The following is a 24,807-nucleotide window of genomic DNA, read 5'->3' as shown; positions in this document are numbered from 1 at the left end:
GCAGACTAGGACACGTGTCCGACTTCGCCGCCGTGCTGTCCACCCTGCGCCGGGTCCGCGGTCTCAGCCCGTTCTTCGCCCTGGACCTGGGCCGTCCCAGCGACGACTGGCTCCCCGGCGCCGACCTGCTCGACGGTCCCGCGCTCCCCCGCACCCTCGACGCCATCGCCGAGCGCTACCGGACGGGCGAGCGGCGGGTGGCGGCATCGCTGTTCTTCCTGAGCTACACCGCGCGCCTGCTCTGCCCGACCGCCGCCGCCCACGCCGTCGAGGGAGTCGCGCCCGACATCCGCCCCGGCAACCTGTGGTGGCACTACGGCCCGGACGGGCTGCGGGTGCGGATCGACCGAGCCGACCCGGGCGTGGGCATCGCGGAGTCGCTGGAACCGGTGGTCGAGGCGGTGCGAGCGGTCGTGCCGGTGGCGCGCGGGCTGCTGTGGGGCAACGCGGCCTCCTCGATCGCCGGCGCGCTGAAAACGGTCGCCCGCAGCGGCACCGCGCCGGCGGAACACTGCGTGGCGGTAGGCGAACACCTGCTCTCCGAACCACCGCTCAAGGGCACGGGCGACTTCATCCCGTTCCCCGGCGAAGTGGCCTTCCGCCGCCGGAGCTGCTGCCTGTACTACCGCCTGGACGGCGGCGGAACCTGCGGCGACTGCCCCCTCCCCACCCGCTGAGCGCGACGCACGCGGCCCACCCGGCGCACGGCTGGCTGGGCGTGGGCTGCCCACTCGGCGAACGCGGCCCAACCGGCGCGCGCGGCCCCGCCGGGCGCAAGCGGCCCACCCGCGAACTGCCAACTCACCCGGCCGGCCAGCGCCGCCCCGGCCGACCAGCGCCCCTTCCGCCCGCCCCAAGCCGCGAGCGGCCCGTTCGCGCCTGCCCCGAACGCCACGCCTAGCCGCTGTGGCGCACCGGGCGTTGCGGACGTGAGGTGAATGACAACTCGTCTGGTCGGTTGTGCCGGGACGGAGTGGACCTTTACGGTTCCAGCGCCGCAGTGGACGGGAAGCCGGTGGGAATCCGGCGCGGTCCTCGCCACTGTGACCGGGGAGCCAACCCGCCGAGAACGTCACTGGTCGCACGGTGCGGCTGGGAAGACGCGGGGACGGTGTCGATCCGGGAGTCAGGAGACCGGCTGCGGCGCGAAGTGTTGTTGACCTTCCACGAGGTATGGAGGAGGCCGTCATGACGAGCCCCGCGCACCACCTTTCCCTTCCCATCCCCCGGTGGGCCTACGCCGTCGCGCTGGTCGCGCTGATGGTGACCTGGCTCGTCCTGCAGGAGAACGGCATCGCGCTCGGCCACGCCGCCGAGTCGCTGCACGAGTTCTTCCACGACGGGCGCCACGCGCTCGGCGTCCCGTGCCACTAGGCAACCGACCGATGACCACGTACAAGGGCGTGCTGCTGCGCGGGATCGGCGCGGGCGGCATCGCCGGACTCCTGGCGGGACTCGTCGGGCTCGTCGTCGTGGAGGTGCCCATCCGGGCGGCGTTGGCCGTCGAGGAGGCGCGTGCCGCCGCGGAACCCGCGGCGGAAGCAGGACACGACCACGGTGAGCTGTTCGGTCGTGGCACCCAACTGGTCGGCGGCGTGCTGGCCGCGGTGATCGTCGGCTTGGCGATCGGCGCGCTGTTCGCCACCGCCTACGCTGGCGCCCGCCGCTGGTTGGTCCACCGCCCGCCGTTCACGCGGAGCGTCACCCTGGCCGCGGCGGCGTTCGGCGCGGCGGCGCTGCTGCCCGCGGTGAAGTACCCGGCCAACCCGCCGGCGGTGGGCAACCCGGACACGGTGGACTACCGGACGGTGCTCTACCTGGGCGTCATCGCGGCCGGCCTGGCGGTCGTCTACGGGGCGAGCTTCCTGGCGTCCCGCCTGACCCACCTGGCCGCCCCGGTCCGCTCGACGGTGGTCGCCCTGGCGGCGATCGCCGGCGTGGTGGTGGTCCTGCTGGCCTTCCCCGCGCCGCCGGACGCGATCCCGGCGGACATGCCCAGCGACGTCCTGTGGGACTTCCGCCTCGCGTCACTGGCGGAGACGGCCACCCTCTGGCTCGGCCTGGGCGTGGTGTTCGGCCTGCTGATCGACCCGTCGGTCCGCAAAGCCACGGCGAAGTCCCCGGCCCTGGCGGCCTGAGCGGAACGGCTCCGGGCGGGTGCGGGATGCCGCACCCGCCCAGGGTCGGAACTGTCAGGCCCGGCTCGGAGGGGTCAGACCCGGCCGGGCAGCGAGGCCAACAGCTCCAGGTCCACGTCCACCAGGGAGTCGCGGAAGATCCGCCGCTCCCCCGCCGGCACGGGCACGTCGCACGGCACGACCAGGACCGTGCAACCCGCCGCCACCGCCGAAGCGACACCGGTCGGCGAGTCCTCGATCGCCACACAACGCTCAGCGTCGACGCCGAGCATGCGTGCTGCCTTCAGGTACGGGTCCGGTAGGGGCTTGTTGCGGCCCTCCACCTCGTCGCCGCACACGGTCACGTCGAACAGCTCGCGGCCGATCGTGTCCAGCGCGACCTCGGTCAAACCGCGTTCCGTTGACGTCACCAGCGCCATCGGCACGCCGGAAGCACGCACCGCGCGCAGAGCGTCCCGCGCACCCGGTCGCCACGGCAGACCGGCCCGGAACAGCTCCTCGGTGCGCCGCAGGACCCACGCCGCCCCGTCGGCCGTCTCCTCCGGCGTCGGCACCACGCCGACCTCGGCGAACAGCAACGCCATGGTCGTCGGCACGTTCGACCCGACCATCGCCTGCCGGGTCGCCAACGACAGCGACCCGCCCAGCTTCTCGGCGAACTCGTAGAGCGGGACGTCCCACAGCTTCTCCGAGTCCAGCAGGGTGCCGTCCATGTCCCACAGCACGGCCTCGACGGTCATGCCGCCCCTCTCCACAGGTACGCCTTCACGCGTTGAAGTACTTCGCCTCGGGGTGGTGCGCCACGAACGCGTCGGTCGACTGCTCCGGGTGCAGTTGCAGCTCCTCGGACAGCTCGACCCCGATCCGCCCCGGTTCCAGCAGGTCCACGACCTTGACCCGGTCCTCCATGTTCGGGCACGCGCCGTAGCCCAGCGAGTAGCGGGCGCCGCGGTAGCCGAGCTTGAAGAACTCCTCCACGTCCGCGGGGTCCTCCGCCGCGACCGACCCGCCGTCGGGCCAGCGCAGCTCCTCGCGGATGCGGCGGTGCCAGTACTCGGCCAGCGCCTCGGTGAGCTGGACGCCCAGGCCGTGCACCTCCAGGTACTCGCGGTAGGAGTCCTTGGCGAAGAGCTCGGCAGCGTAGTCGGCGATCGGCCGGCCCATCGTGACCAGGTGGAACGCGATCACGTCCACCTCGCCCGCCGAGCGTGGCCGCCAGAAGTCCGCCAGGCACAGCCGCCGGTCGCGCTTCTGGCGCGGGAAGGTGAACCGGGCGCGTTCCGGGGCGTCGAGCGACGGCTCGGCCAGCACCACCAGGTCGTCGCCCTCCGACACGCACGGGAAGTAGCCGTAGACGACGGCCGCGTGCGCCAGCACGCCCTCGGTGGCCAGCCGGTCCAGCCAGTAGCGCAGGCGCGGCCGGCCCTCGGACTCCACCAGTTCCTCGTAGGTGGGGCCACCGCCGCGCGCGCCGCGCAGGCCCCACTGCCCCATGAACGTGGCCCGCTCGTCCAGCATCGCCGAGTACTCCGCGACCGGCACGCCCTTGACCACCCGCGTGCCCCAGAACGGCGGCGTCGGGATCGGCACGTCCACCGCCACGTCCGACCGCCCGGACGCCGGCGGCTCCTCGGCGGCGGCGGCCTTGCGGGAAGCCGCGATGCGCAGCGACCGTTCGCGCCGGGCCTTGCGTTCCGCGGCTTTGCGCTCCGCCTCCGGGTCCACCGGCGGGGCCTCGCCGCGCTTGGCGGCCATGATCGCGTCCATCAGCCGCAGGCCCTCGAACGCGTCGCGCGCGTAGCGGACGTCGCCCAGGTACATCTCGGTCAGGTCGTTCTCGACGTACGCCCTGGTCAGGGCCGCGCCGCCGAGCAGCACCGGCCACCGCGCGGCGACACCGCGCGAGTTCATCTCCTCCAGGTTCTCCTTCATCACCACCGTGGACTTCACCAGCAGGCCGGACATGCCGATGGCGTCCGCGCGGTGCTCCTCGGCGGCTTCCAGGATCGCGTTGATCGGCTGCTTGATGCCGATGTTCACGACCTCGTAGCCGTTGTTGGACAGGATGATGTCCACCAGGTTCTTGCCGATGTCGTGCACGTCGCCCTTGACCGTGGCCAGCACGATCCGGCCCTTGCCGCCGTCGTCCGAGCGCTCCATGTGCGGTTCGAGGTGGGCCACGGCCGCCTTCATGACCTCGGCGGACTGCAACACGAACGGCAGCTGCATCTGGCCCGAACCGAACAGCTCGCCGACGGTCTTCATGCCCGACAGCAGGGTGTCGTTGATGATCTGCAACGCCGGGCGCTCGCGCAGCGCGGCGTCGAGGTCGGCTTCCAGGCCGTTGCGCTCGCCGTCGACGATGCGCCGCTCCAACCGCGCGAACAGCGGCAGCGCGGCCAGTTCCTCCGCCCGGGACGCCTTGGACGAGGACATGCTGACGCCCTCGAACAGCTCCATCAGCCGCTGCAACGGGTCGTAGCCCTCGCGCCGGCGGTCGTAGACCAGGTCCAGCGCCACCGCGCGCTGCTCGTCGGGGATGCGCGCCATCGGCACGATCTTGGAGGCGTGCACGATCGCGGTGTCCAGCCCGGCCTGCACGCACTCGTGCAGGAACACCGAGTTCAGCACCTGCCGCGCGGCCGGGTTCAGGCCGAAGGACACGTTCGAGATGCCCAGCGTGGTCTGCACGTCCGGGTAGCGGCGCTTGAGCTCGCGGATGGCGTTGATGGTCTCCAGGCCGTCCCGGCGGACCTCCTCCTGGCCGGTGGAGATGGGGAAGGTCAGGCAGTCGATGATGATGTCGCTGGTCCGCACGCCCCAGTCGCGGGTCAGGTCCTCGATGAGCCGGACCGCGACGCGCACCTTCCACTCCGCGGTGCGGGCCTGGCCCTCCTCGTCGATGCACAGCCCGACGACCGCCGCGCCGTGCTCGGCGACCAGCCGCATGATGCGCTGGAACCGGGAGTCCGGGCCGTCGCCGTCCTCGTAGTTGACCGAGTTGACCGCGCACCGCCCGCCCAGGCACTCCAGGCCCGCCTGGAGCACCTCCGGTTCGGTCGAGTCGAGCATGATCGGCAACGTCGAGGCGGTGGCCAGGCGGGTGGCCAGCGCGCGCATGTCCGCCGCGCCGTCGCGGCCCACGTAGTCGACGTTGAGGTCGAGCAGGTGGGCGCCGTCGCGGGTCTGGTCGCGGGCGATCTCGACGCAGTCCTCGAACCGGTCGGCCAGCATCGCCTCGCGGAACGCCTTGGACCCGTTGGCGTTGGTGCGCTCGCCGATCATCAGCACGGAGGCGTCCTGGCGGAACGGCACCGCCTGGTACAGCGACGACACGCCCGGCTCGGGGCGCGGGCGGCGTGCGGCGGGACCCAGGTCGCGCACGGCGGCCACGACCTGGCGGACGTGCTCGGTGGTGGTGCCGCAGCAGCCGCCGACCAGCCGCACGCCGAACTCGCCGACGAACCCGGACAGCGCGGCGGCCAACTCCTCGGGCGTCAGCGGGTACACCGCGCCGCGCGGGCCCAGTTCGGGCAGGCCGGCGTTGGGCATCACCGACAGCGGGATGCGGGCGTGCTTGGCCAACTGCCGCAGGTGCTCGCTCATCTCGGCGGGGCCGGTCGCGCAGTTCAGGCCGATCAGGTCGATGCCCAGCGGTTCCAGGGCGGTGAGGGCCGCGCCGATCTCGGAGCCGAGCAGCATCGTGCCGGTGGTCTCGACGGTGACCTGCGCGATGATCGGGACGGTGACGCCCTCGGCGGCCATCGCCCGTTTCGCGCCGATGATCGCGGCCTTGGTCTGGAGCAGGTCCTGGGAGGTCTCGACGATCACCACGTCCGTGCCGCCGGCCAGCAGCCCCCGCACCTGCTCGACGTAGGCGTCGCGCAGCGTGGCGAACGGGGCGTGGCCGAGGGTGGGCAGCTTGGTGCCGGGGCCGACCGAGCCCAGGACGAACCGGGGGCGGCCGGGTTCGGCGAACTCGTCGGCCACCTCGCGGGCCAACCGGGCGCCCGCGCGGGACAGCTCGAAGATCCGGTCCTGGATGCCGTACTCGGCGAGGTTGGCCAGGTTCGCGCCGAACGTGTTGGTCTCCACCGCGTCCGCGCCGGCCTCCAGGTAGCCCCGGTGGACCTGCCGCACGACGTCCGGCCGGGTCACGTTCAAGATCTCGTTGCAACCCTCGTGACCTGCGAAGTCGTCCAGGGTGAGGTCGACGGCCTGGAGCATCGTGCCCATCGCGCCGTCCGCCACGACCACGCGGTCGGCCAAGGCGTCCAGGAAAGGCGACGAGACACGATCGGGCATGGGCCAAGCCTACGGCGTGGGTGCGCGCCGGTGGTCGTAGGCTGACCCGGTGACCGATCCGGACCAGGCCGCCAAGACCCCCTTCGACCCCACGAAACCGCTCACCAACCCGATCATGGTGGCGGCGTTCGAGGGGTGGAACGACGCTGGAGACGCTGCCAGCACGGCGATCGAGCACCTCCAACTGACCTGGGACGCGCAACCGCTCGCGGAGATCGATCCGGACGACTACTACGACTTCCAGGTGACCAGGCCCACGGTCCGCATGGTGGACGGTGTCACCCGAAGGGTCGAATTCCCGACCACTCGGCTGACGGTGTGCCGCCCGCCGGGGTCGTCCACCGACGTGGTGCTCGTGCACGGCATCGAGCCGAACATGCGGTGGCGGAAGTTCGCCGGCGAACTGCTGGGCCACATCGAGACCCTGGGCATCACCACCGTGGTGACCCTCGGCGCGCTGCTCATGGACACCCCGCACACCCGCCCGGTGCCCGTGACCGGCACCGCCTACGACGCCGCCGCGGCGGCCAAGTACGGGCTGGAGCGGTCGCGGTACGAGGGCCCGACGGGGATCGTCGGCGTCTTCCAGGACCTGTGCGTGCAGGCGGGCGTGCCGGCGATCTCGTTCTGGGCGGCGGTGCCGCACTACGTGTCCCAGCCGCCGTCGCCCAAGGCCACCCTGGCGCTGCTGCACCGGGTGGAGGAGGTGCTCGACGTCGAGGTGCCGCTGGGCGCGCTGCCCGAGCAGGCGGAGGAGTGGGAGCGCACGGTCAGCGAGATGGCCGACGAGGACGAGGACGTGCGCAACTACGTGCGGGCGCTGGAGGAACGCGGGGACGCGGAGATCCAGATCACCGAGGCGAGCGGTGACGCGATCGCGGCCGAGTTCGAGCGGTACCTGCGGCGGCGCGGGCGCGGACCGGGGCGCGGGCCGACCGGGCTCTGAGCACCCTGCGTCGAGTCGGGCGGACACGCTCGACTCGACCCCGGCGCCGGCGGGCCCGACGCGCCCCGCTCAAGTGTCTGATGAGGACGTTCGGGGCACCCCGGGCCGGTGACCTCGGGGGTGGGTGTGAACAGGCGGCTGGCGGTCGGCGGTCTCTACGCCGGCGGGTTCCTCGGGCCGTTCGGCGGCGCGATGACCTCCTCCGTGCTCCCCGAGATCGGCGCCGACTTCAGCGTCTCCGCCGGCACCGCCGCCGCCACCCTCACCGGCTACCTGCTCCCCTTCGCCGCCTTCATGCTGGTCTCCGGCACCCTCGGCGAACGCTGGGGCCCCCGCCGCACGGTCCGCGCCGCCTACGTCGTCTACACCGCCGCCTCGGTCCTCTGCGCGATCTCGTGGACGTTCCCGCTGCTCCTCACCGCGCGAGCGGTGCAAGGGGCGGCGAACGCGTTCACCACGCCGCTCCTGCTCGCCACGATCGCCGCCATCACGCCCGGGCAACGCCTCGGTCGCGCGCTGGGCGTCTTCGCCTCCATGCAGGCCGCCGGGCAGACCTCCGCGCCGCTCGTCGGCGGGCTGGCGGCCGAAGCCTCCTGGCGGTGGGCGTTCGTCGGGGCCGCCGTGGTGGCGGGGGCGTTGGCGGTCGCCGGGTTGCCGGCCGACCCGCCGCGCCAGGAGAAGCCCCGGCTGCGCGAGGCGTGGCGGCCGGAGGTGTTGCGGCTCGCCGCGGTCGGGTTCGTCGGGTGGGGGTGCCTGGGTGGGCTGTCGTTCCTGGTCGCGCTCCGGCTCGGGGACGACTTCGGGCTGGGCTCCGGGGCGCGCGGGCTGGTGCTGACCGGGTTCGGCGTGGTCGCGATCGTCAACGCCCGGCTCACCGGGTGGTTGGTCGACCACGTCGGCGCGCGGCGGTGCGTGCTGCTCGGCGCGCTCGCCGGCGCGGCGCTGGTGGCGTTGGTGGGTGTGCTGCCGAGCCTGGTGGCGGTCGGACTGCTGTGGGCGTTGGCGGGCGCGTTCAGCCAACAGGTGATCGTCGGGCTGAACGCGCTCGTCCTGCGGGGCGGGAACCGGGGCGGCGCGGTGTCGGTGCTCCAGTCGTTCCGGTTCCTCGGTGGCGCGGCCTCGCCGCTGGCGTTCGTGCCGCTGTACCACCTGGACCCGACGACGGCGTTCCTCGTCCCGGCCGCCCTGGTCGCCGCGCTCGCCCCGCCGCTGCTGGCGGTGGGGCGACCAAGACCACTCAGTTGATGCCGATGGGGTTGGCGTTGTGGTTGCCGGTGGTCAGGCCACCGCGCTGACCGGTGCCGATGCCGCACAGGGCCGCCTCGGACAACCCGGCCGCCGACGCCTGCGCCCCGGACAGCGTGCTCCCCGCGGCCTGGCCGTCGATGGTGACCGGGCTCGGGTACAGCGTGCCGTCGCTCTCCCGGCACACCAGGACGATCACCTTGAACGTGCGGGCGTTGGTGTAGGCGAGGTTCTTCGTCTCGCCCCGGCCCACGCTGAACGTCTCGGGCAGGTCCGGGTCCTTCAGGTAGCCGGCCGGGGTGAAGGTCTCGTCGATCGTGTACGTGCCGGCCGTCAAGCCGGTGAACGGCGGCTGGCACACGCCGGACAGGTCGGTCGTGCAGGTGCCCACGGCGGTGCCGCCGGTGCCGGTGCCCGGGTACAGGGTGAACTGCGCGCCCGGCACGGACGCGCCGGCGTCGTCGGTCTTGGTGACGTTCACGTTCGCGGGCCGGGCGACGTCCACGAACGGCAGCGCCTTGGCCTCACCGGCCGCGATGGTGAACGTGTGGGGCAGCGTCGGGTCCTTGTCGTACCCGGCGGGCACGGTGGTCTCGTCGATCGTGTACGTGCCCACGGGCAGGTCGACGAACGTCGGCGAGCAGGCGCCGTTGCCGTCGACGGTGCAGGTGCCGACGACGGGGCCGGAGGTGTTCGCGCCGGAGTACAGCGTGAACACCGCGCCGGCCTGGCTGCCGCCGTCGGAGCCGGTCTTGGTGACCGCGGCCGAACCGCAGTTGCGGATGTTGACGTTGCCCGGCCCGACCAGGTCCTTCATCTGCGCGGTGGAGGAGTTGCCGGAGGAGCGGCTCACCGCGTAGGCCTTGCCGAAGCCCTCGCACACGCCGGGCGCGAACACGCCGGCGGCGGTCAGGTTGATGCCGGCCTCGCCGAACTCGTTGAGGCCCAACGTCTCGTCGGTGGGCGCGATCGTGTCGAGCGCGCTCGCCCCGGTGTTCACGCGGGCCTCGGCGACGCCCGCCGCGAGCGCGACGGCCGTTCCCCAGCACGGGGCGGTGTTGCTGCCGACCTCGCACGGCCCGGAGGTGACCCAGCGCGACAGCCGCAGCGTCGGGGTGTTGCCGCCGCCGCCCTCGAAGTCGTAGACGATCAGCATGTCGCCGGCGGTGCGCCGGACCAGCGAGCCGGACGAGCCGCCGCACGCCGTCGTGCCCTTGTTGAACTCGAACGCCACGTGCGCGGACGGCGAGGTGGTGTTCTGCGGGATGCGCACCCACGCCAGGGTCAGGAACACGTCGGCGCCGACGGTCTTGCTCGCCACGTACACGCGCTTGAGGTCGTCCTTGTTGGCCGCCTTCTGGCCGGTCACGGTGGGACAGGTGGTGTCCTGCTTGGTGCCGCCGGCGAAGCCGCTGTCGGAGGTGGTCGCCTGCGCGTCCTCCAGGCCGGTGAACGCCCAGCCGGTGGTCACCCCGGTCGAGGACCGCGCGGGCGCTGCGCCGGTCCAGGTGGTGGGGTCGAAGCCGTTCCAGTCGAACGTCGTGTCGACCGCGAGGTTCCCGTCGTCGTCTTCGAAGCCGGCGGCGACGCCGACTTGGCCGGCCAGCGCGGGACCCGTCGGTCCGAGCACGCCGATGAACAAGGCCGACACCGCCGCGGCGGCGATCGCGACACGTCTGCGCATGGCACTCTCCACATCCGCTAGTCACTGGGAGTGATCGGCCGGCGGGAGAGTCGTGGCAGGGCGGCGGTCGAGCTAGCCGAACTCACGGATCGTAAGCTCGGTTTCCCCGGACGACTGACGTGCTGTTTCCATCAAGGTCGTTGGACCCCACGACGCCCACTCCGAGTAGCACGAGCAGGCCCGCGCCCAGGTAGAGCGCCGCTTGGGCGTTCAACAGGGCGGTCAGCCCGAGGGGCGCCGCGAGGACGCCGGCCAACACCATGCCCAGTGCCTGGAAGGCGTCGTAGAGGCTGAGGAAGGTCGCCAGCACCCGACCACGGACCGTGTCCGGGGTGTGCAGTTGCAGGACCGACATCGTGCCCGCACCGGCCACCACGCCCGGCGCGCCGCACAGCGCGAACACCCCCAGGTAGAACGCGAACACCGTGGTCAGGTGCACGCTGTTCCACGCGGTGGCCGCGACCGCCCCGAAGGCCACCAGCGACCAGCCCAGCAGCGACCACGCCGAGAGCCGCCGCGCGAGCCACCCCACCGCCGCGCCGCCGACGAGCCCGCCGACCGCCTGGACACCGCGCAGCAGCCCCACCTCGGCCTCGCCGCCGCCCAGCCGTTCGGTCACGAACACCACGAACAGCACCACGAACAGGCCCTGGCCGACCGCGACCAGCCCGATCACGGCGACCATCCCGCGCAGCGGTCCCCGGATCGCGCGCAACCCTTCGAGCCACGCCCGCCACGGGTGCCGGGTCGCCGCGGAAGGCCCCCGCTCCACCGGGAACCGGCGCGTCAGCAACGCCGCCGCCAGCACGAACGACGCCACGTCCACCCACAGCACGCCCGGCAGCCCGCCCCAGGCCAGCACCAGACCGCCGAGCGACGCGCCGATCAGCCGCGCGAGGTTCGCGGTCAGGCCCGCCAGCCCGTTAGCGGCGGCCACCTGCTCGCGCCCCACCACCTCGGGCAGCAGCGCGTTGCGGGCCGGTTCGAACAGCGAGGCCAGTGCCGCCTGCACCGCCATCACGACGTTGACCAGCACCAGGTCGCCGGTCAGCAGCGGCAGCAGGGCAACGGCCTGGGCGAGGGTCACCACCAGCATCAGCCGCCGCCGGTCCCACCGGTCGGCCAGCACCCCGGCCAGCGGCGAGAGCGCCAGGCTCGGCAACAACGCCACGACGAAGGTCGTCGCCGTCGACCCGACCGACCCGGTGCGCTGGTAGACGTACACCGGCAGGGCGACCAGCAGGACCCAGTCCCCGATCTCCGACACGAACGCGGCGAGCAGCAGCCGCCGGAACGCGGGCACCCCCAGCGGCCCGGTCATCGCGGGAACGCCCGCAGCCCGATGTGGGCGGCGCGGGCGCCCTCCGGCGCGTCGGCGCGCAGCGGCGTCAGGTAGGGCCGGAGGATGTCGTCGATCATGCCGAGCAGACCCACCAGCTCCTCGGCGGTGACGTTGACCGAGTAGCCGTGCATCGCGGCGGCCCGCCGCCACTCCTCGGGCAGGTCGTGCTGCCGGTCCAGGAACCGCTGCGCGAGCCGGTTGTCCTCGTTGAGCTGCAACGCGACCAGCGCGTCCTGCTGGGTCCGCACGGCCGGGTCGTCGTCGAACGCGCCCACGTCCAGGCCGACGTCGGTGGCCCGCCAGGGCCGGTCCCGGCCGCCTGCGGCCTCGACCCGTTCGACGAAGCCGAACTTCGCGAGCTGCCGCAGGTGCCAGCTGCAGTTGGAGGCGGTCGAGCCGACCTCGGCCGCGCACTCGCTGGCCGTGCGCGGTCCGACCGCGAGCAGGTGCTGCACCAGCGACACCCGCAGCGGGTGGGCCAGTGCCTTCAGGGCGTCGACGTCGGTGACCCGTCGGGGCTGGGGCAGGTCCATGCCCCGACGGTATACCTGAAAGAGTTCTTTCGAAAGAGTTCTTTCAGCCGATGTCGCGGCGGCGGAACGAGCCGATCCCCACGACCATCAAGGCCACCGCCACGACGGTCAGCCACACCAGGGGCGTCGCCGTAAGGTCCGCGCCGGGCACCTTCGGCACGTGGGTGAACGGAGAGAGGTCCATCGCCCACCGGTCGAGGTCCAGCAACGGCCCGAGCTGCCCCAGCACCAGGAACACCACGAGGAACGCCCAGCTCACCGAGGCCAGCTTCGGCGCCAGCCCGAACAGCAGCAGCGAGATCCCCGCGACCACCCACACGGCCGGCACGTGCGCCAGCGCCGACCCCACCAGCCGCGTCACCTGCCCGCCCACGTCACCGACCCGCGCGCCGTGCACGAGCCCCGCGCCCAGACCGGCGGCGGCCAGCACCACGACGACCCCGAGCGTGGCGAACACCAGGTGGCTGCCCACCCACGACACCCGCCGCACGGACGTGGCCAGCACGGGTTCGGCGCGGAACTCGGCCTCCTCGGCGCGCAGCCGCAGCGTCGCCTGCACCACGTAGATCGCGCTGAACAGCCCGATGATGCCCAGGATCGACGCCAGGTAGACGTCCACGATCGCGCCAGACCCGCCGAGCTGGGACATCACCTTCCCCAACGCCGGGTTGGCGTTGAGCATGTCCTCGACCGCCCGCGCCACCGCCCCGTAGACCGCGCCCAGCACGAACAGGCTCACCGTCCAGCCCAGCAGCATCCCGCGCTGCAACCGCCACGCCAGGCCGAACGCGCTGCCCAGCGACGCCGGCGCGCGAGCCGGTCCGAGCCGCGTCGGCAGCAGACCGGCGGTCAGGTCGCGCCGCGCGACCAGCACCGCCGCGACACCCACCAGCACCACGGTGAGCAGCAGCGACAGCCCCAACACCCACCACCGGTCGTCGGCGAAGGGCTTCACCAGCTCCAGCCACCCCAGCGGTGACAGCCAGGTCAGCCACTGCGGCCCCTGGTCGCCGGCCGCGTCGCCCACCGCGCGCAGCAGGTAGGACGCGCCGAGCACGCCGCCCGCGATGGCGTTGGCGGTGCGGGCGCTCTCGGTGAGCTGCGCGGCGACCGCGCCGACCCCGGTGAACACCCAGCCCACCCCGGTGAACGCCAAGCCCAGCGCGAACGAGCCCGCGGCGTCCTCACCCAGCCCGACCAGGCCCAGGGCGATGAACAGCCCGATGAGCAGGCTCGCCAACGCCGACACCGCCACGGCGGCGGCCAGCGGCGCGTGCCGCCCGGTGACCGTGGACCCGATCAGCTCCAGCCGACCGGTCTCCTCCTCGGCGCGGGTGTGCCGGGTGACCAGGAACATCGCCATCAGACCGGTGAGCAGGCCACCGAACACGCCCCACCGCCACGCGAGGATGCCGCCGATGGTCGAGTAGTCGTGGATCGGCCCGAGCATCGCCAGGAACGCCGGGTTCGAACCGGCTGTCACGCCGAGTTGCTGCCGCAGCGCCTGCGTGCCGTACAGCTCGTCCATGGCGGAGGCGGTGGACAGCGTGATCCCGGCCAGGCCCAGCACCCACACCGGGATGAGCAGCCGGTCGCGCCGCAACGCGAGCCGGACCAGCGCGAACGTGCCGGTCATGACGTCACCTCGGGCGACTCGTCCTCGTAGTGGCGCAGGAACAGCTCCTCCAGCGTCGGCGGCTGGCTGGTCAGCGCCCGGACGCCGGAGGAGACCAGTGCCCTGAGCGCGCCGTCGAGGTGGTCGGTGTCCACCTCGAACCGGACCCGCTGCCCCTCCACCACCAGGTCGTGCACGCCGGGCAGGGCCGCCAGGCCGTTGGGCGCGCCGGCCAGTTCGGCGGACACGCTGGTGCGGGTCAGGTGCCGCAGGTCGGCCAGGGTGCCGGACTCGACGGTGCGGCCGTTGCGGATGATGCTGACCCGGTCGCACAGCGCCTCGACCTCGGCGAGGATGTGGCTGGACAGCAGCACGGTCCGCCGGCCGCGCTCCTCGTTGACCGCCTCCTGGAAGACCGCCTCCATCAGCGGGTCCAGGCCGGAGGTCGGCTCGTCGAGGATGAGCAGCTCGACGTCCGAGGCCAGTGCCGCGACCAGCGCCACCTTCTGCCGGTTGCCCTTGGAGTAGGTGCGGCCCTTCTTGCGCGGGTCCAGCTCGAACCGGTCGAGCAGGGCCTTGCGGCGCTGCTCGTTCAGGCCGCCGCGCAGCCGGCCCAGCAGGTCGATGACCTCGCCGCCGGTCAGGTTCGGCCACAGGCTCACGTCGCCGGGCACGTAGGCCAGCCTGCGGTGCAGGGCCGCCGCGTCGCGCCACGGGTCGCCGCCGAGCAGGGTGGCGGCGCCGGCGTCGGCGCGCAGCAGGCCCAGCAGGACCCGGATGGTGGTCGACTTGCCCGCCCCGTTGGGGCCGAGGAAGCCGTGCACCTCCCCCTCGCGGACGGTCAGGTCCAAGCCGTCCAGTGCGCGTGTCGGTCCGAAGGCCTTGACCAGGCCCGACACGGATATCGCTGGTGTCATGGCGGGTAAAGTACAGTCAATTCACAAAGTCGTGAAGTTAAGGAAGCGTATAAACTGCCACCCGTTCGTGGACGGTGTAGCAAGATGCGGCGGTGACCCAGGTGAGTGAGCGGGACGAGCAGGCGGTGCTGCGGTTCATCGAGCGCTTCGCGGCGGCGTTCGCGGAGTCCGGCATGCCCCGGATGCCCTCGCGGGTCTTCGTCGCCCTGCTCGCCGCCGACGACGGCACGCTCACCGCCGCCGAACTCGCGGAACTCCTGCGCGTCTCCCCCGCCGCCGTCTCCGGGGCCGTGCGCTACCTGACCCAGGTCGGGTTGGTCAGCCGCGAGCGCGAGACCGGCACCCGCCGCGACGTCTACCGGGTCTACGACGACGTCTGGTACGAGGCGATCTTCCGCCGCGACCAGCAGCTGGCCCGGTGGGAGGGTCCGCTCAAGGAGGGCATCGAGGTGCTCGGCGACACCGCGGCCGGTCGGCGCATCGAAGAGACCCTGGCGTTCTTCCAGTTCTTCCACCGCGAGCTGCCCGGCATGCTCGAACGGTGGCGCGCCTACCGCGACGAGCGCTTTAACACCTGACGGTCAACCTGTGTACCTGGGGTTTTCCACGGGACACCGATTGCGAGCAGGGGCAATTAGGCCAGGCGGCGCTGTTCGCCACCGGGTTTTGTCCCGACCATGCATGTGACCAGGTCGGCTTGACACCGTTCGCGCGAACGTCCCCAACCCTGCACCGCTCCGCCGTCCGGCACACCCGCCGGCACGGAGGGGCGACCCTGCCCTTAGGGAGAACCCTGTCATGGGAGACGCCCGCACAACCAGAAAGACGGCCGTCCTCGGCCTGGCCGGCATATCGGCCATGGCCCTCGCGTTCAGCACCGCCGGCGTGGCCGCGGCCGAAGCCGACGTGCTGGCCGCCGACCGGGCCGACGCCATCGCCGGCTCCTACGTGGTGGTCCTGCGCGACAGCGCCTCGCCGCGCGCCGAGTCCGCCGACACCGCAGGCGCCCTGGTCGGCAAGTACGGCGGCAAGGTCCAGGTGGCCTGGCAGCACGCCCTCAACGGCTTCCACGCGACCGGCCTGTCCGCCACCCAGGCGCGCCGGCTCGCCGCCGACCCGCGCGTGCAGTACGTGCAGGCCGACCTGCCGGTGCAGGCGACGGGCACGCAGACCAACCCGCCGTCGTGGGGCCTGGACCGCATCGACCAGCGCAACCTGCCGCTGGACAACAGCTACACCTACCCGAACACCGCGAGCAACGTCCGCGCCTACATCATCGACACCGGCATCCGGACCTCGCACGCCGACTTCGGCGGGCGCGCCACGTGGGGCACCAACACCGTCGACAGCAACAACACCGACTGCAACGGCCACGGCACGCACGTGGCGGGCACCGTCGGCGGCACCGCGTACGGCGTGGCCAAGGAGGTCAAGCTCATCGCGGTGAAGGTGCTGAACTGCCAGGGTTCGGGCACCACCGCGGGCGTCGTCAACGGCGTCAACTGGGTGACCCAGAACGCCGTGAAGCCGGCCGTGGCGAACATGTCGCTGGGCGGCGGCGTGGACACCACGCTGGACAACGCGGTGCGCAACTCCATCGCCTCCGGCATCACCTACGCGGTCGCGTCGGGCAACTCCAACGCCAACGCGTGCAACTACTCGCCGGCGCGCGTGGCCGAGGCGATCAGCACCAACGCGTCCACCAACACCGACGCGCGGGCGTCGTTCTCCAACTTCGGCACCTGCACCGACATCTTCGCGCCGGGCAACAACATCACGTCGGCGTGGCACACCAGCGACTCGGCGACCAACACCATCTCCGGCACGTCGATGGCCTCGCCGCACGTGGCGGGCGCGGCGGCGCTGTACCTGGCGGACAACCCGTCGGCCACCCCGGCGGCCGTCCAGACCGCGCTGGTGAACGCGGCCACGTCGGACAAGATCACCAGCCCCGGCACCGGCTCGGCCAACAAGCTGCTGTTCGTCGGCGCCGGCACCCCCAGCGGCCCGTCGGTGAACAACCCGGGCAACCAGACCGGCACCGTCGGCACCGCGGTGAACCTGACCGTGACGGCGTCCGGCGGCACCGCGCCGTACACGTTCTCCTTCACCGGCCTGCCCGCGGGCCTGACCGGCGCGTCGAACGGCACGGTGTCGGGCACCCCGACCACCGCCGGCACCTACAACGTGACCGTGACGGTGACGGACTCGGCGTCGCGCACCGGTAGCGCGTCGTTCACGTGGACCATCCGCGAGCCCGGCACCGGCTGCGACCCGGTGACCAACGGGACCGACGTGGCGGTCGGCGACTTCTCCGACGTCAACAGCCCGATCGCGCTGACCTGCGCGGGCAACGCCTCGGCGACCACGCAGGTGACGGTGGCGATCGTGCACACCTACATCGGCGACCTGATCGTCGACCTGGTGGCGCCGGACGGCACGGTCTACAACCTGCACAACCGCTCGGGCGGCAGCGCCGACAACATCAACCGCACGTACACGGTGGACGCCTCTTCGGAGACGGCCGCCGGCACGTGGAAGCTGCGCGTCCGCGACCAGGCGGCCATCGACACGGGCCGCATCGACAGCTGGACCCTCGACGCGTGACCTGATCGGGGATTGCTGCGGAAAGGGCCGTCCGCTCCTCGCGCGGGCGACCCTTTCCGCAGGTCGCGGTGGGTGTAGAATGATCACCGGACGCCGCCTCGCCCAGGCTCACCCGATCGTGTTTCGTCGTCCCGGGCCCTTTTCGCGCCCCTCGCGCGTCCCGTGAACAGGGAGCGCGGCGGGACGGGCCAGCAGTGCGCTCCCGGGACCGCCGGGTCGCGGTGGCGGGCCGGGGGGAGACGCGGGTCGGGCGCGCGGGCCGGGTGAGACGCGGGCCGGGCGCGCGGGCCGGGCGGGACCGGGACGCGGGCCGGGCGCGCGGGCCGGGCGGGACCGGGACGCGGGCCGGGCGCGCGGGCCGGGCGGGACCGGGACGCGGGTCGGGCGCGCGGGCCGGGCGGGACGCGGGTCGGGCGCTCGGGCCGGGCGGGACCGGGACGCAGGTCGGGCGCGCGGGCCGGGCGGGCCGCGGGTCGGGGTGGCACCGGCCGCGCCACCACCCGACCACGCGGGAGAAACCCCCAGCCAGACCTACAGCTCCACGCCCAGCAGGGCGTCCACGGCGTCGCGGAACAAGCCGGGGGCCGACGCGTCCGAACCGCCCGACGACAAAGCGGCCCCCGCCCACGCGTCCAAAGCCGCCAGGGCCGCCGGCGTGTCCAGGTCGTTGCCCAGGTGGTCGCGCAGGCGGGACACCGTGTCCGCCGCCGACGGGCCCGACGCGAGCGCCGCCGCCCGACGCCACGTGGCCAGGCGCTCGACAGCGCCGGCCAGCAGCTCGTCGCTCCACGGCCGGTCGCTGCGGTAGTGGCCGGCCAGCAGTGCCAGGCGGATCGCGTTCGGGTCCACCTTCTGCGCCCGCAGCTTCGACACGAACACCAGGTTGCCCCGGGACTTGGACATCTTCTCGCCGTCCAACCCGATCATCCCCGCGTGCACGTAGTGCCGCGCGAACGGGTGCTCGCCGGTCAGCGCCTCGGCGTGCGCGGAGCTGAACTCGTGGTGCGGGAAGATCAGGTCCGAGCCGCCGCCCTGCACGTCGAAGCCGGCGCCCAGGCGGTTCAACGCGATCGCGCTGCACTCGATGTGCCAGCCCGGACGCCCGTCACCCAGCTCCGACGGCCACGACGGCTCGCCCGGCCGGGCCATCCGCCACAGCAGGGCGTCCAGCGGGTGCCGCTTGCCCGGGCGGTCCGGGTCGCCGCCGCGTTCGGCGAAGTACTTCGCCATCGTCTCCTGGTCGTAGTTCGACTCGTAGCCGAACCGCCCGGTCGCCGTGTGGTCGAAGTACACGTCCGGGTACTCCGGGTCGTCCACCCGGTAGGCGGCGCCGTCGGCGAGCAGCTTCGCCACCGCCTCCACCACCTCGGGGATCGCCTCGACCGCGCCGATGTACTGCCGCGGCGGCAGGACGCGCAGCGCCACCATGTCCTCGCGGAACAGCGCCGTCTCGCGCATGGCCAGGACCACCCAGTCGTCCTGGTCGCGCTCGGCCCGCTCCAGCAGCGGGTCGTCGATGTCGGTGACGTTCTGCACGTAGTGCACGTCGTGGCCGTTGTCCAGCCACACCCGGTGCACCAGGTCGAACGTCAGGTAGGTCGCGGCGTGGCCCAGGTGGGTCGCGTCGTAGGGCGTGATGCCGCACACGTACAGCCTGGCGGTGTCACCGGGGGCGGTGGGTCGGACCTCGCCGGTGGCCGTGTCGTGCAGCCGCAGCGGGCGCGGCTCCCCCGCGAGGCGCGGGACTGGGATCGATGACCAGGTCTGCATGGAATCGACCCTAACCCGACCGCTCAAGCGGACGTCCGCCTGGCGGGACCAGCGGGCGTACCCTTCAGGCCTGGGACCTGGTCGTGGGAGATGATCGCGATGATCCTCGACATCGTCATCGGCGTCCTCGGACTGGCCGCGCTGGGCCTGGCGTCCTCGGCCCGGGTGGTCAAGCAGTTCGAGCAAGGCCTGGTGTTCCGGTTCGGCCGGGTGCGGCAGCAGCTGCGCGGGCCGGGGTTGACCATGATCGTGCCGGGCGTGGACCGGCTCAAGAAGGTGAACCTCCAGATCGTCACCATGCCGATCCCCGCGCAGGACGGCATCACCCGCGACAACGTCACCGTGCGGGTCGACGCGGTCGTCTACTTCAAGGTGGTCGACCCGGTGCGGGCCGTCGTCAACGTCGAGGACTACCGGTTCGCCATGCTCCAGGTCGCGCAGACCTCCCTGCGCTCGATCATCGGCAAGAGCGAGCTGGACGACCTGCTCTCCAACCGGGAGCGGCTCAACCAGGGCCTGGAGCTGATGATCGACAACCCTGCCTTGTCGTGGGGCATCGACATCGACCGGGTGGAGATCAAGGACGTCGCCCTGCCCGAGAGCATGAAGCGGTCGATGTCGCGGCAGGCGGAGGCCGAGCGCGAGCGGCGGGCGCGCATCATCACCGCCGACGGCGAGCTGCAGGCGTCGCTGAAGCTGTCGGAGGCGGCGGCCCGGATGGCGGACACGCCCGCCGCGCTCCAGCTCCGGCTGCTCCAGACCATCGTGGAGGTGGCGGCGGAGAAGAACTCGACCCTGGTCCTGCCCTTCCCGGTCGAGCTGCTCAGGTTCCTCGAACGGGCGTCGGCGCACCTGACGCAGCAGGTCAAGCCGGCTCAACCGGGTGAGGCTCCGGAGCAGCTCCCCGGCTGAGCGATTGCCGACGCGCCCCGGCGGGTGGACCATGAGCGTGGCTCCCGGGACACCGTCGGACGAGGGAGGCGGTCATGACCGCGCTCAAGCCGGAACCCGTCATCACCCATCCGGGTGCCGCCCGGCGCCGGCCCAAGGGCGCGGCGCTGCTCGCGCTGTTCAAGACCACCGACCCGAAGCAGATCGGGCTGCTCTACCTGGTCACGTCGTTCGTTTTCTTCATGATCGGCGGCCTGATGGCGCTGCTGATCCGGGGCGAGCTGGCCCGGCCGGGCCTGCAGTTCCTGTCCAACGAGCAGTACAACCAGCTGTTCACCATGCACGGCACGATCATGCTGCTGCTCTACGCGACGCCGATCCTGTTCGGCTTCGCCAACTACATCCTGCCGTTGCAGATCGGCGCGCCGGACGTCGCGTTCCCCCGCCTCAACGCCTTCTCGTACTGGCTGTTCCTGTTCGGCGGCACGATGGTCGTGGCCAGCTTCATGACCCCCGGCGGCGCGGCGGACTTCGGCTGGACCGCCTACACGCCGCTGAGCTCGGCGATCCACTCCCCCGGCGTCGGCGCGGACCTGTGGATCATGGGCCTGGCCGTGGGCGGCCTGGGCACCATCCTCGGCGGCGTGAACATGGTGACCACCGTGTGCTGCCTGCGCGCGCCCGGCATGACGATGTTCCGGATGCCGATCTTCACCTGGAACATCTTCGTCACCAGCGTCCTGATCCTGCTGGTGTTCCCGATCCTCACCGCCGCCCTGATGGGCCTGGCCGCCGACCGCCACCTGGGCGCGCACGTGTTCGACCCGGCCAACGGCGGCGTGATCCTGTGGCAGCACCTGTTCTGGTTCTTCGGCCACCCCGAGGTCTACATCGTGGCGTTGCCGTTCTTCGGGATCGTGTCGGAGATCTTCCCGGTGTTCAGCCGCAAGCCGTTGTTCGGCTACAAGGGCCTGGTGTTCGCCACGTTCGCCATCGCCGCGCTGTCGGTGGCCGTGTGGGCGCACCACATGTTCGCCACGGGAGCGATCCTGCTGCCGTTCTTCTCGCTGATGACGTTCCTGATCGCCGTGCCGACCGGAATCAAGTTCTTCAACTGGATCGGCACCATGTGGCGGGGGCAGCTGTCGTTCGAGACGCCGATGCTGTTCAGCATCGGCTTCATGGTGACGTTCCTGCTCGGCGGCCTGACCGGCATCCTGCTGGCGTCGCCGCCGCTGGACTTCCACGTCACCGACACCTACTTCGTGGTCGCCCACTTCCACTACGTGCTGTTCGGCACCATCGTGTTCGCGACCTACGCGGGCATCTACTTCTGGTTCCCGAAGATGACCGGCCGGATGCTCAACGAGCCGTTGGGCAAGCTGCACTTCTGGACCACGTTCATCGGCTTCCACCTGACGTTCCTGATCCAGCACTGGCTGGGCAACCTGGGCTTCCCCCGCCGCTACGCCGACTACCTGCCGCAGGACGGCTTCACCACGATGAACACCATCTCCACGATCGGCGCGTTCGTGCTGGGCGCGTCGGTGCTGCCGTTCGTGTGGAACGTGTTCCGCAGTTACCGGTTCGGCGACCCGGCCGACCGCGACGACCCGTGGGGCTTCGGCAACTCGCTGGAGTGGGCCACGTCGTCCCCGCCGCCCCGGCACAACTTCACCGAGCTGCCCCGCATCCGGTCCGAGCGGCCGGCGTTCGAGCTGCACTACCCGCACATGGTGGAGCGGATGCGGGACGAGGCCCACTTCTCCATCACCAAGCCCGGCAAGCACCGGGTCAAGCCCGACGCGGCCACCGAGGTGGCGCTGGCGCCGACGAACCGCGAAGTCCGGACCACGGACAAGGAGGACCAGGAGTAGGTCTCAGGCCTCGCGCCCGATCCCCAGCAGAACCCGCACGGTGTCGGTCAGGACCCGCACCGGCAGGACGTCCTGCACCACGAACCGCTGCACCCCCAGCCCGATGCCCAGGCTGAGCAGCGTCCGCGCCAGCTCCCGGGCCGGGAGCAACGGCCGGAGCCCGAACTCGTCCACCTGGGACTGCACCAGCCGCTCCAGAGCCGTCACCACCAGCACGTCCCGTCGTCCCAGGTCGGCTTGCAGCTCCCGGTTCTGCCGCGCCTGCAACGCGAACTCGACCTCGAACTGGGTCCGCGGCGCGTCGCCGAGCATGCCCTCCGCGTACTCCTCGAACGCCCGGAACCGCTCCTCCAGCGTCCCGCCCGAGAACGCCTTGCCGATCTCGGCGATCCGCTCCGCGTAGAGCCGGTCGAGCACGACCAGGCACAGCTCGTCCTTGTTGCGGAAGTTGGAGTACACCGCGCCCTTGGAGAAGCCCGCCGCCTCGGCCACCTTGTCCAGCGACGTGGCGTGGTAGCCGTCGCGCAGGAACAGGCGCTGGGCGGTGTCGGTGAGCAGGTCGCGGGTCCGGGCCTGGCTTTCGGCGCGGGTCAGTCTGGGCACCCGTTCAGCCTACGTTGACAGACCACCGGTATCGAAATACCGTCGGTATCCATGACGACGGTGGACGTTCTGGTGGTGGGTGCGGGGGTCTCGGGCATCGGGGCGGCCGTCAAGCTCAAGGAGGCCGGGTTCGACCTGCTCGTCCTGGAGAAGGGCGGCTCGGTCGGCGGGACCTGGCGGGACAACACCTACCCGGGCTGCGCGTGCGACATCCCGTCGTCGCTGTACTCGTACTCGTTCGCGCCCAACCCCGACTGGGGCCGGGTGTTCGCCGAGCAACCCGAGATCCGGGCCTACCTGGAACGGACCTCGCAGGCGTTCGGGCTCACGCCGCTGATCCGGTTCGACACCACGGTCACCGAGGCGCGCTGGGACGGCGAGCACTGGCAGGTCACCACCTCGAAGGGCCACTACACGGCCCGCGTCCTGGTCTCCGGCACGGGACCGTGGCACGAACCGCTCCTGCCCGACCTGCCCGGTCTGGCGGACTTCCCCGGCGAGGCCTTCCACTCCTCCCGGTGGAACCACGACTACGACCTGACCGGCAAACGGGTCGCGGTCGTCGGCACAGGAGCCAGCGCGATCCAGTTCGTGCCCAAGATCCAGCCGAAAGTGGCGGCACTTCACCTGTTCCAGCGCACCGCGCCGTGGGTGCTGCCCAAAGTGGACCACCGCATGCCGTGGATCGAACGAGCGCTCTTCCGGCACATCCCGATCACCCAACGGTGGTACCGCAACGCGTTCTACGGCGGCTTGGAGGCGTTCAGCTTCGCGTTCCGCCACCCGAAGGTCATGCAGGTCATCCAGAAGGCCGGTCTGTGGAACCTGCACCGGTCGGTCAAGGACCCGGAACTCCGTGCGGCGCTGACCCCGGACTTCGTCCTGGGCTGCAAGCGCCTGCTCATGTCCAACACCTACTACCCCGCGCTGACCAGGCCGAACGTCGAAGTCCTCCCCCAGGCCATCGCCCGCGTCGAGGGCAACGAGGTCATCGCGCGGGACGGCAGCCGGCGCGAGGTGGACGCGATCATCTTCGGCACCGGCTTCCACTTCAGCGACCCGCCGGTGGCCAAGCACGTCTTCGGCGCGGACGGCCGCAGCCTGGACGAGGTGTGGCAGGGCAGCCCGCAGGCCTACCTGGGCACCGCCGTGCACGGCTTCCCGAACCTGTTCCTGCTGCTCGGCCCCAACCTCGGCACCGGCCACTCGTCGGCGTTCACGATCGTCGAAACCCAGCTCGGCTACCTGCTCGACGCGCTGAAGACCATGCGCCGCAACGGGTGGCACAGCGTCGAGGTGCGGCGGCCGGTGCAGGAGGTGTTCAACACCGAGGTCCAGGAGGCCCTGCGGACCACCGTCTACAACGCGGGCGGCTGCATGAGCTACTACATCGACAAGAACGGCCGCAACAGCACGCTGTGGCCGTGGTCCACGGTGCGGATGACCAAGCGCATCAAGGACTTCTCCCCCGCCGACTACCTCACCGCGTCGGCGACCCCGGCACGGGAGCCCGCGACCCGCGGATGAGGCCCGGCGCCGGGATCGACGCCGGGCCGCACCGCTAGCCGAAGTTCACGTCACTGCACCACATGTAGGTCTGGTCCAGGTGCGAGGCCTGCCAGATCGTGAACACCACGTGGCGTCCCCGGTAGCTGCCGTTGGTCTGGACGTTGAACGAGATGTCCTTGGCGGGGGCGTACCGGCCGGTCTGGAGGACGAAGTCCAGGTTGCCCCAACCGAGACGCTGGGTGGTCGGGTCGAACCCGTTCTTGCTGATGTAGACCCGGAAGTAGTCCGCGCCGTGGCTGGCCTGGTCATACAGCCGCATCGTGAAGTTGCTGCCGACGTTGGTCGTCTTCCACGCCCCGGGCGTGTTCAGGGCGTTGTTGCGGGACAGCGCGTTGCTGCACAGCTGCCCGTCTGGCGTGGAACCCTGGAAGTTGCCGCGCAGACCGTCCCGCAGCGCGCTCATCCAGTTCCACATGGTGTCGGCGTTGGCCTGGAAGGCTTGCCAGCACATGGGGTCCTGCTGCTGCATGGCCGGGTTGGTGTGTTGGCTGCCCCACGTCTGCCAGCACTGGTAGGCACGGGTCGGCGGACCGACGATCGTGCCGTGCGCCGAGGCCGTCGGGGCCCAGACGACCAAGCAGGCGAGCATGCCGACGACCAGTGCGATGACGTTCCGCGGGCGGACGGACCTGGAGGAACTGCGCATGCGCATGGAAGGGCCTCCGTTCTCCGAGGGATTCGACGGCGGATCCTGGGAGCGCTCCCAGAGCAAGGCTCAGCCTATCCGTTACCCACCGAAACTTCAACGAAACTTTCCGTGATCGT

At 71.7% G+C, this 24,807-nt stretch carries 20 protein-coding genes and 1 riboswitch; of the genes, 10 read left to right on the top strand and 10 right to left on the bottom strand.

All coding sequences use genetic code 11. The features are described 5' to 3' along the window. Positions 1-14 precede the first annotated feature (14 nt). The 3 genes from ABD126_RS35765 to ABD126_RS35755 all read left to right on the top strand — a co-directional run bounded on the left by ABD126_RS35765 (position 15) and on the right by ABD126_RS35755 (position 2,138). Positions 15-677 (top strand): (2Fe-2S)-binding protein, encoded by a 663-nt coding sequence (locus ABD126_RS35765; RefSeq protein WP_343939529.1) that lies wholly within the window; start codon positions 15-17, stop codon positions 675-677. A gap of 304 nt (positions 678-981) precedes the next feature. After that, a riboswitch (cobalamin riboswitch) is annotated at positions 982-1,157 on the top strand. Positions 1,158-1,188: 31 nt separating this feature from the next. Next, on the top strand, positions 1,189-1,374 hold the full coding sequence (locus tag ABD126_RS35760; RefSeq protein ID WP_337724294.1) for a CbtB-domain containing protein: 186 nt from the start codon (positions 1,189-1,191) through the stop codon (positions 1,372-1,374). An 11-nt stretch (positions 1,375-1,385) separates the two neighbouring features. After that, entirely contained in the window at positions 1,386-2,138 is a 753-nt protein-coding gene (locus tag ABD126_RS35755; protein WP_343939526.1) for a CbtA family protein, read from the top strand. A 74-nt stretch (positions 2,139-2,212) separates the two neighbouring features. On the opposite strand, the gene ABD126_RS35750 is transcribed toward ABD126_RS35755, so the two are convergent. Together ABD126_RS35750 and metH are read right to left on the bottom strand one after the other, a co-directional pair. Further along, entirely contained in the window at positions 2,213-2,878 is a 666-nt protein-coding gene (locus tag ABD126_RS35750; RefSeq protein ID WP_343939524.1) for an HAD family hydrolase, read from the bottom strand. Positions 2,879-2,903: 25 nt separating this feature from the next. After that, a complete protein-coding gene (gene metH / locus ABD126_RS35745) occupies positions 2,904-6,443 on the bottom strand; it encodes a methionine synthase (RefSeq protein ID WP_343939522.1) in 3,540 nt (1,179 codons plus the stop codon). A gap of 49 nt (positions 6,444-6,492) precedes the next feature. Between metH and ABD126_RS35740 the strand changes: the two genes are divergently transcribed. Both ABD126_RS35740 and ABD126_RS35735 read left to right on the top strand, forming a co-directional pair. Further along, positions 6,493-7,389 (top strand): PAC2 family protein, encoded by an 897-nt coding sequence (locus ABD126_RS35740; RefSeq protein ID WP_425542939.1) that lies wholly within the window; start codon positions 6,493-6,495, stop codon positions 7,387-7,389. Between the two features lie 126 nt (positions 7,390-7,515). Then, entirely contained in the window at positions 7,516-8,634 is a 1,119-nt protein-coding gene (locus ABD126_RS35735) for an MFS transporter (RefSeq protein ID WP_343939520.1), read from the top strand. On the opposite strand, the gene ABD126_RS35730 is transcribed toward ABD126_RS35735, so the two are convergent. The 5 genes from ABD126_RS35730 to ABD126_RS35710 form a co-directional block, all read right to left on the bottom strand. Further along, entirely contained in the window at positions 8,627-10,318 is a 1,692-nt protein-coding gene (locus ABD126_RS35730) for an MSCRAMM family protein (protein WP_343939518.1), read from the bottom strand. The two genes, ABD126_RS35735 and ABD126_RS35730, sit on opposite strands and share 8 nt — an antisense overlap. 82 nt (positions 10,319-10,400) lie before the next feature. Beyond that, positions 10,401-11,639, bottom strand: a complete 1,239-nt coding sequence (locus ABD126_RS35725; RefSeq protein ID WP_343939516.1) for an MFS transporter — start codon at positions 11,637-11,639, stop codon at positions 10,401-10,403. Continuing rightward, positions 11,636-12,193: a helix-turn-helix domain-containing protein gene (locus ABD126_RS35720; RefSeq protein WP_343939514.1), complete on the bottom strand. Its 558-nt coding sequence runs from the start codon at positions 12,191-12,193 to the stop codon at positions 11,636-11,638. The genes ABD126_RS35725 and ABD126_RS35720 overlap by 4 nt, the downstream gene beginning before the upstream one ends. Positions 12,194-12,236: 43 nt before the next feature. Beyond that, complete coding sequence (locus ABD126_RS35715; protein WP_343939512.1) at positions 12,237-13,829, bottom strand: ABC transporter permease; 1,593 nt, start codon at positions 13,827-13,829, stop codon at positions 12,237-12,239. Further along, on the bottom strand, positions 13,826-14,725 hold the full coding sequence (locus tag ABD126_RS35710; RefSeq protein ID WP_343939510.1) for an ABC transporter ATP-binding protein: 900 nt from the start codon (positions 14,723-14,725) through the stop codon (positions 13,826-13,828). Before ABD126_RS35710 ends, ABD126_RS35715 begins: the two co-directional genes overlap by 4 nt. A gap of 92 nt (positions 14,726-14,817) precedes the next feature. Between ABD126_RS35710 and ABD126_RS35705 the strand changes: the two genes are divergently transcribed. Both ABD126_RS35705 and ABD126_RS35700 read left to right on the top strand, forming a co-directional pair. Continuing rightward, positions 14,818-15,303, top strand: coding sequence for a GbsR/MarR family transcriptional regulator (locus ABD126_RS35705; RefSeq protein WP_343939508.1), 486 nt, complete (start codon positions 14,818-14,820; stop codon positions 15,301-15,303). A 280-nt stretch (positions 15,304-15,583) separates the two neighbouring features. Continuing rightward, complete coding sequence (locus tag ABD126_RS35700; RefSeq protein ID WP_343939506.1) at positions 15,584-17,332, top strand: S8 family peptidase; 1,749 nt, start codon at positions 15,584-15,586, stop codon at positions 17,330-17,332. Between the two features lie 531 nt (positions 17,333-17,863). Here ABD126_RS35700 and mshC read toward each other — a convergent pair. Continuing rightward, complete coding sequence (gene mshC / locus ABD126_RS35695; protein WP_343939504.1) at positions 17,864-19,102, bottom strand: cysteine--1-D-myo-inosityl 2-amino-2-deoxy-alpha-D-glucopyranoside ligase; 1,239 nt, start codon at positions 19,100-19,102, stop codon at positions 17,864-17,866. Between the two features lie 99 nt (positions 19,103-19,201). On the opposite strand from mshC, the gene ABD126_RS35690 reads away from it, so the two are divergent. Next, positions 19,202-20,014 (top strand): slipin family protein, encoded by an 813-nt coding sequence (locus ABD126_RS35690; protein ID WP_343939502.1) that lies wholly within the window; start codon positions 19,202-19,204, stop codon positions 20,012-20,014. 74 nt (positions 20,015-20,088) lie between these two features. Next, complete coding sequence (gene ctaD / locus ABD126_RS35685) at positions 20,089-21,870, top strand: aa3-type cytochrome oxidase subunit I (protein WP_343939500.1); 1,782 nt, start codon at positions 20,089-20,091, stop codon at positions 21,868-21,870. A gap of 3 nt (positions 21,871-21,873) precedes the next feature. On the opposite strand, the gene ABD126_RS35680 is transcribed toward ctaD, so the two are convergent. Beyond that, entirely contained in the window at positions 21,874-22,473 is a 600-nt protein-coding gene (locus tag ABD126_RS35680; RefSeq protein ID WP_343939498.1) for a TetR/AcrR family transcriptional regulator, read from the bottom strand. 51 nt (positions 22,474-22,524) lie between these two features. Between ABD126_RS35680 and ABD126_RS35675 the strand changes: the two genes are divergently transcribed. Next, positions 22,525-24,000 (top strand): flavin-containing monooxygenase, encoded by a 1,476-nt coding sequence (locus ABD126_RS35675; protein ID WP_343939496.1) that lies wholly within the window; start codon positions 22,525-22,527, stop codon positions 23,998-24,000. A gap of 34 nt (positions 24,001-24,034) precedes the next feature. Here ABD126_RS35675 and ABD126_RS35670 read toward each other — a convergent pair whose 3' ends face one another. After that, entirely contained in the window at positions 24,035-24,694 is a 660-nt protein-coding gene (locus ABD126_RS35670) for a lytic polysaccharide monooxygenase auxiliary activity family 9 protein (protein ID WP_343939494.1), read from the bottom strand. Between the last annotated feature and the right edge of the window lie 113 nt (positions 24,695-24,807).

The sequence above is a fragment of the Saccharothrix mutabilis subsp. mutabilis genome (assembly GCF_039521145.1).
Lineage (GTDB): Bacteria > Actinomycetota > Actinomycetes > Mycobacteriales > Pseudonocardiaceae > Actinosynnema > Actinosynnema mutabilis.
Note: the sequence above shows the minus strand (reverse complement) of the source record. Positions and strands in the feature narration are given on the sequence as shown.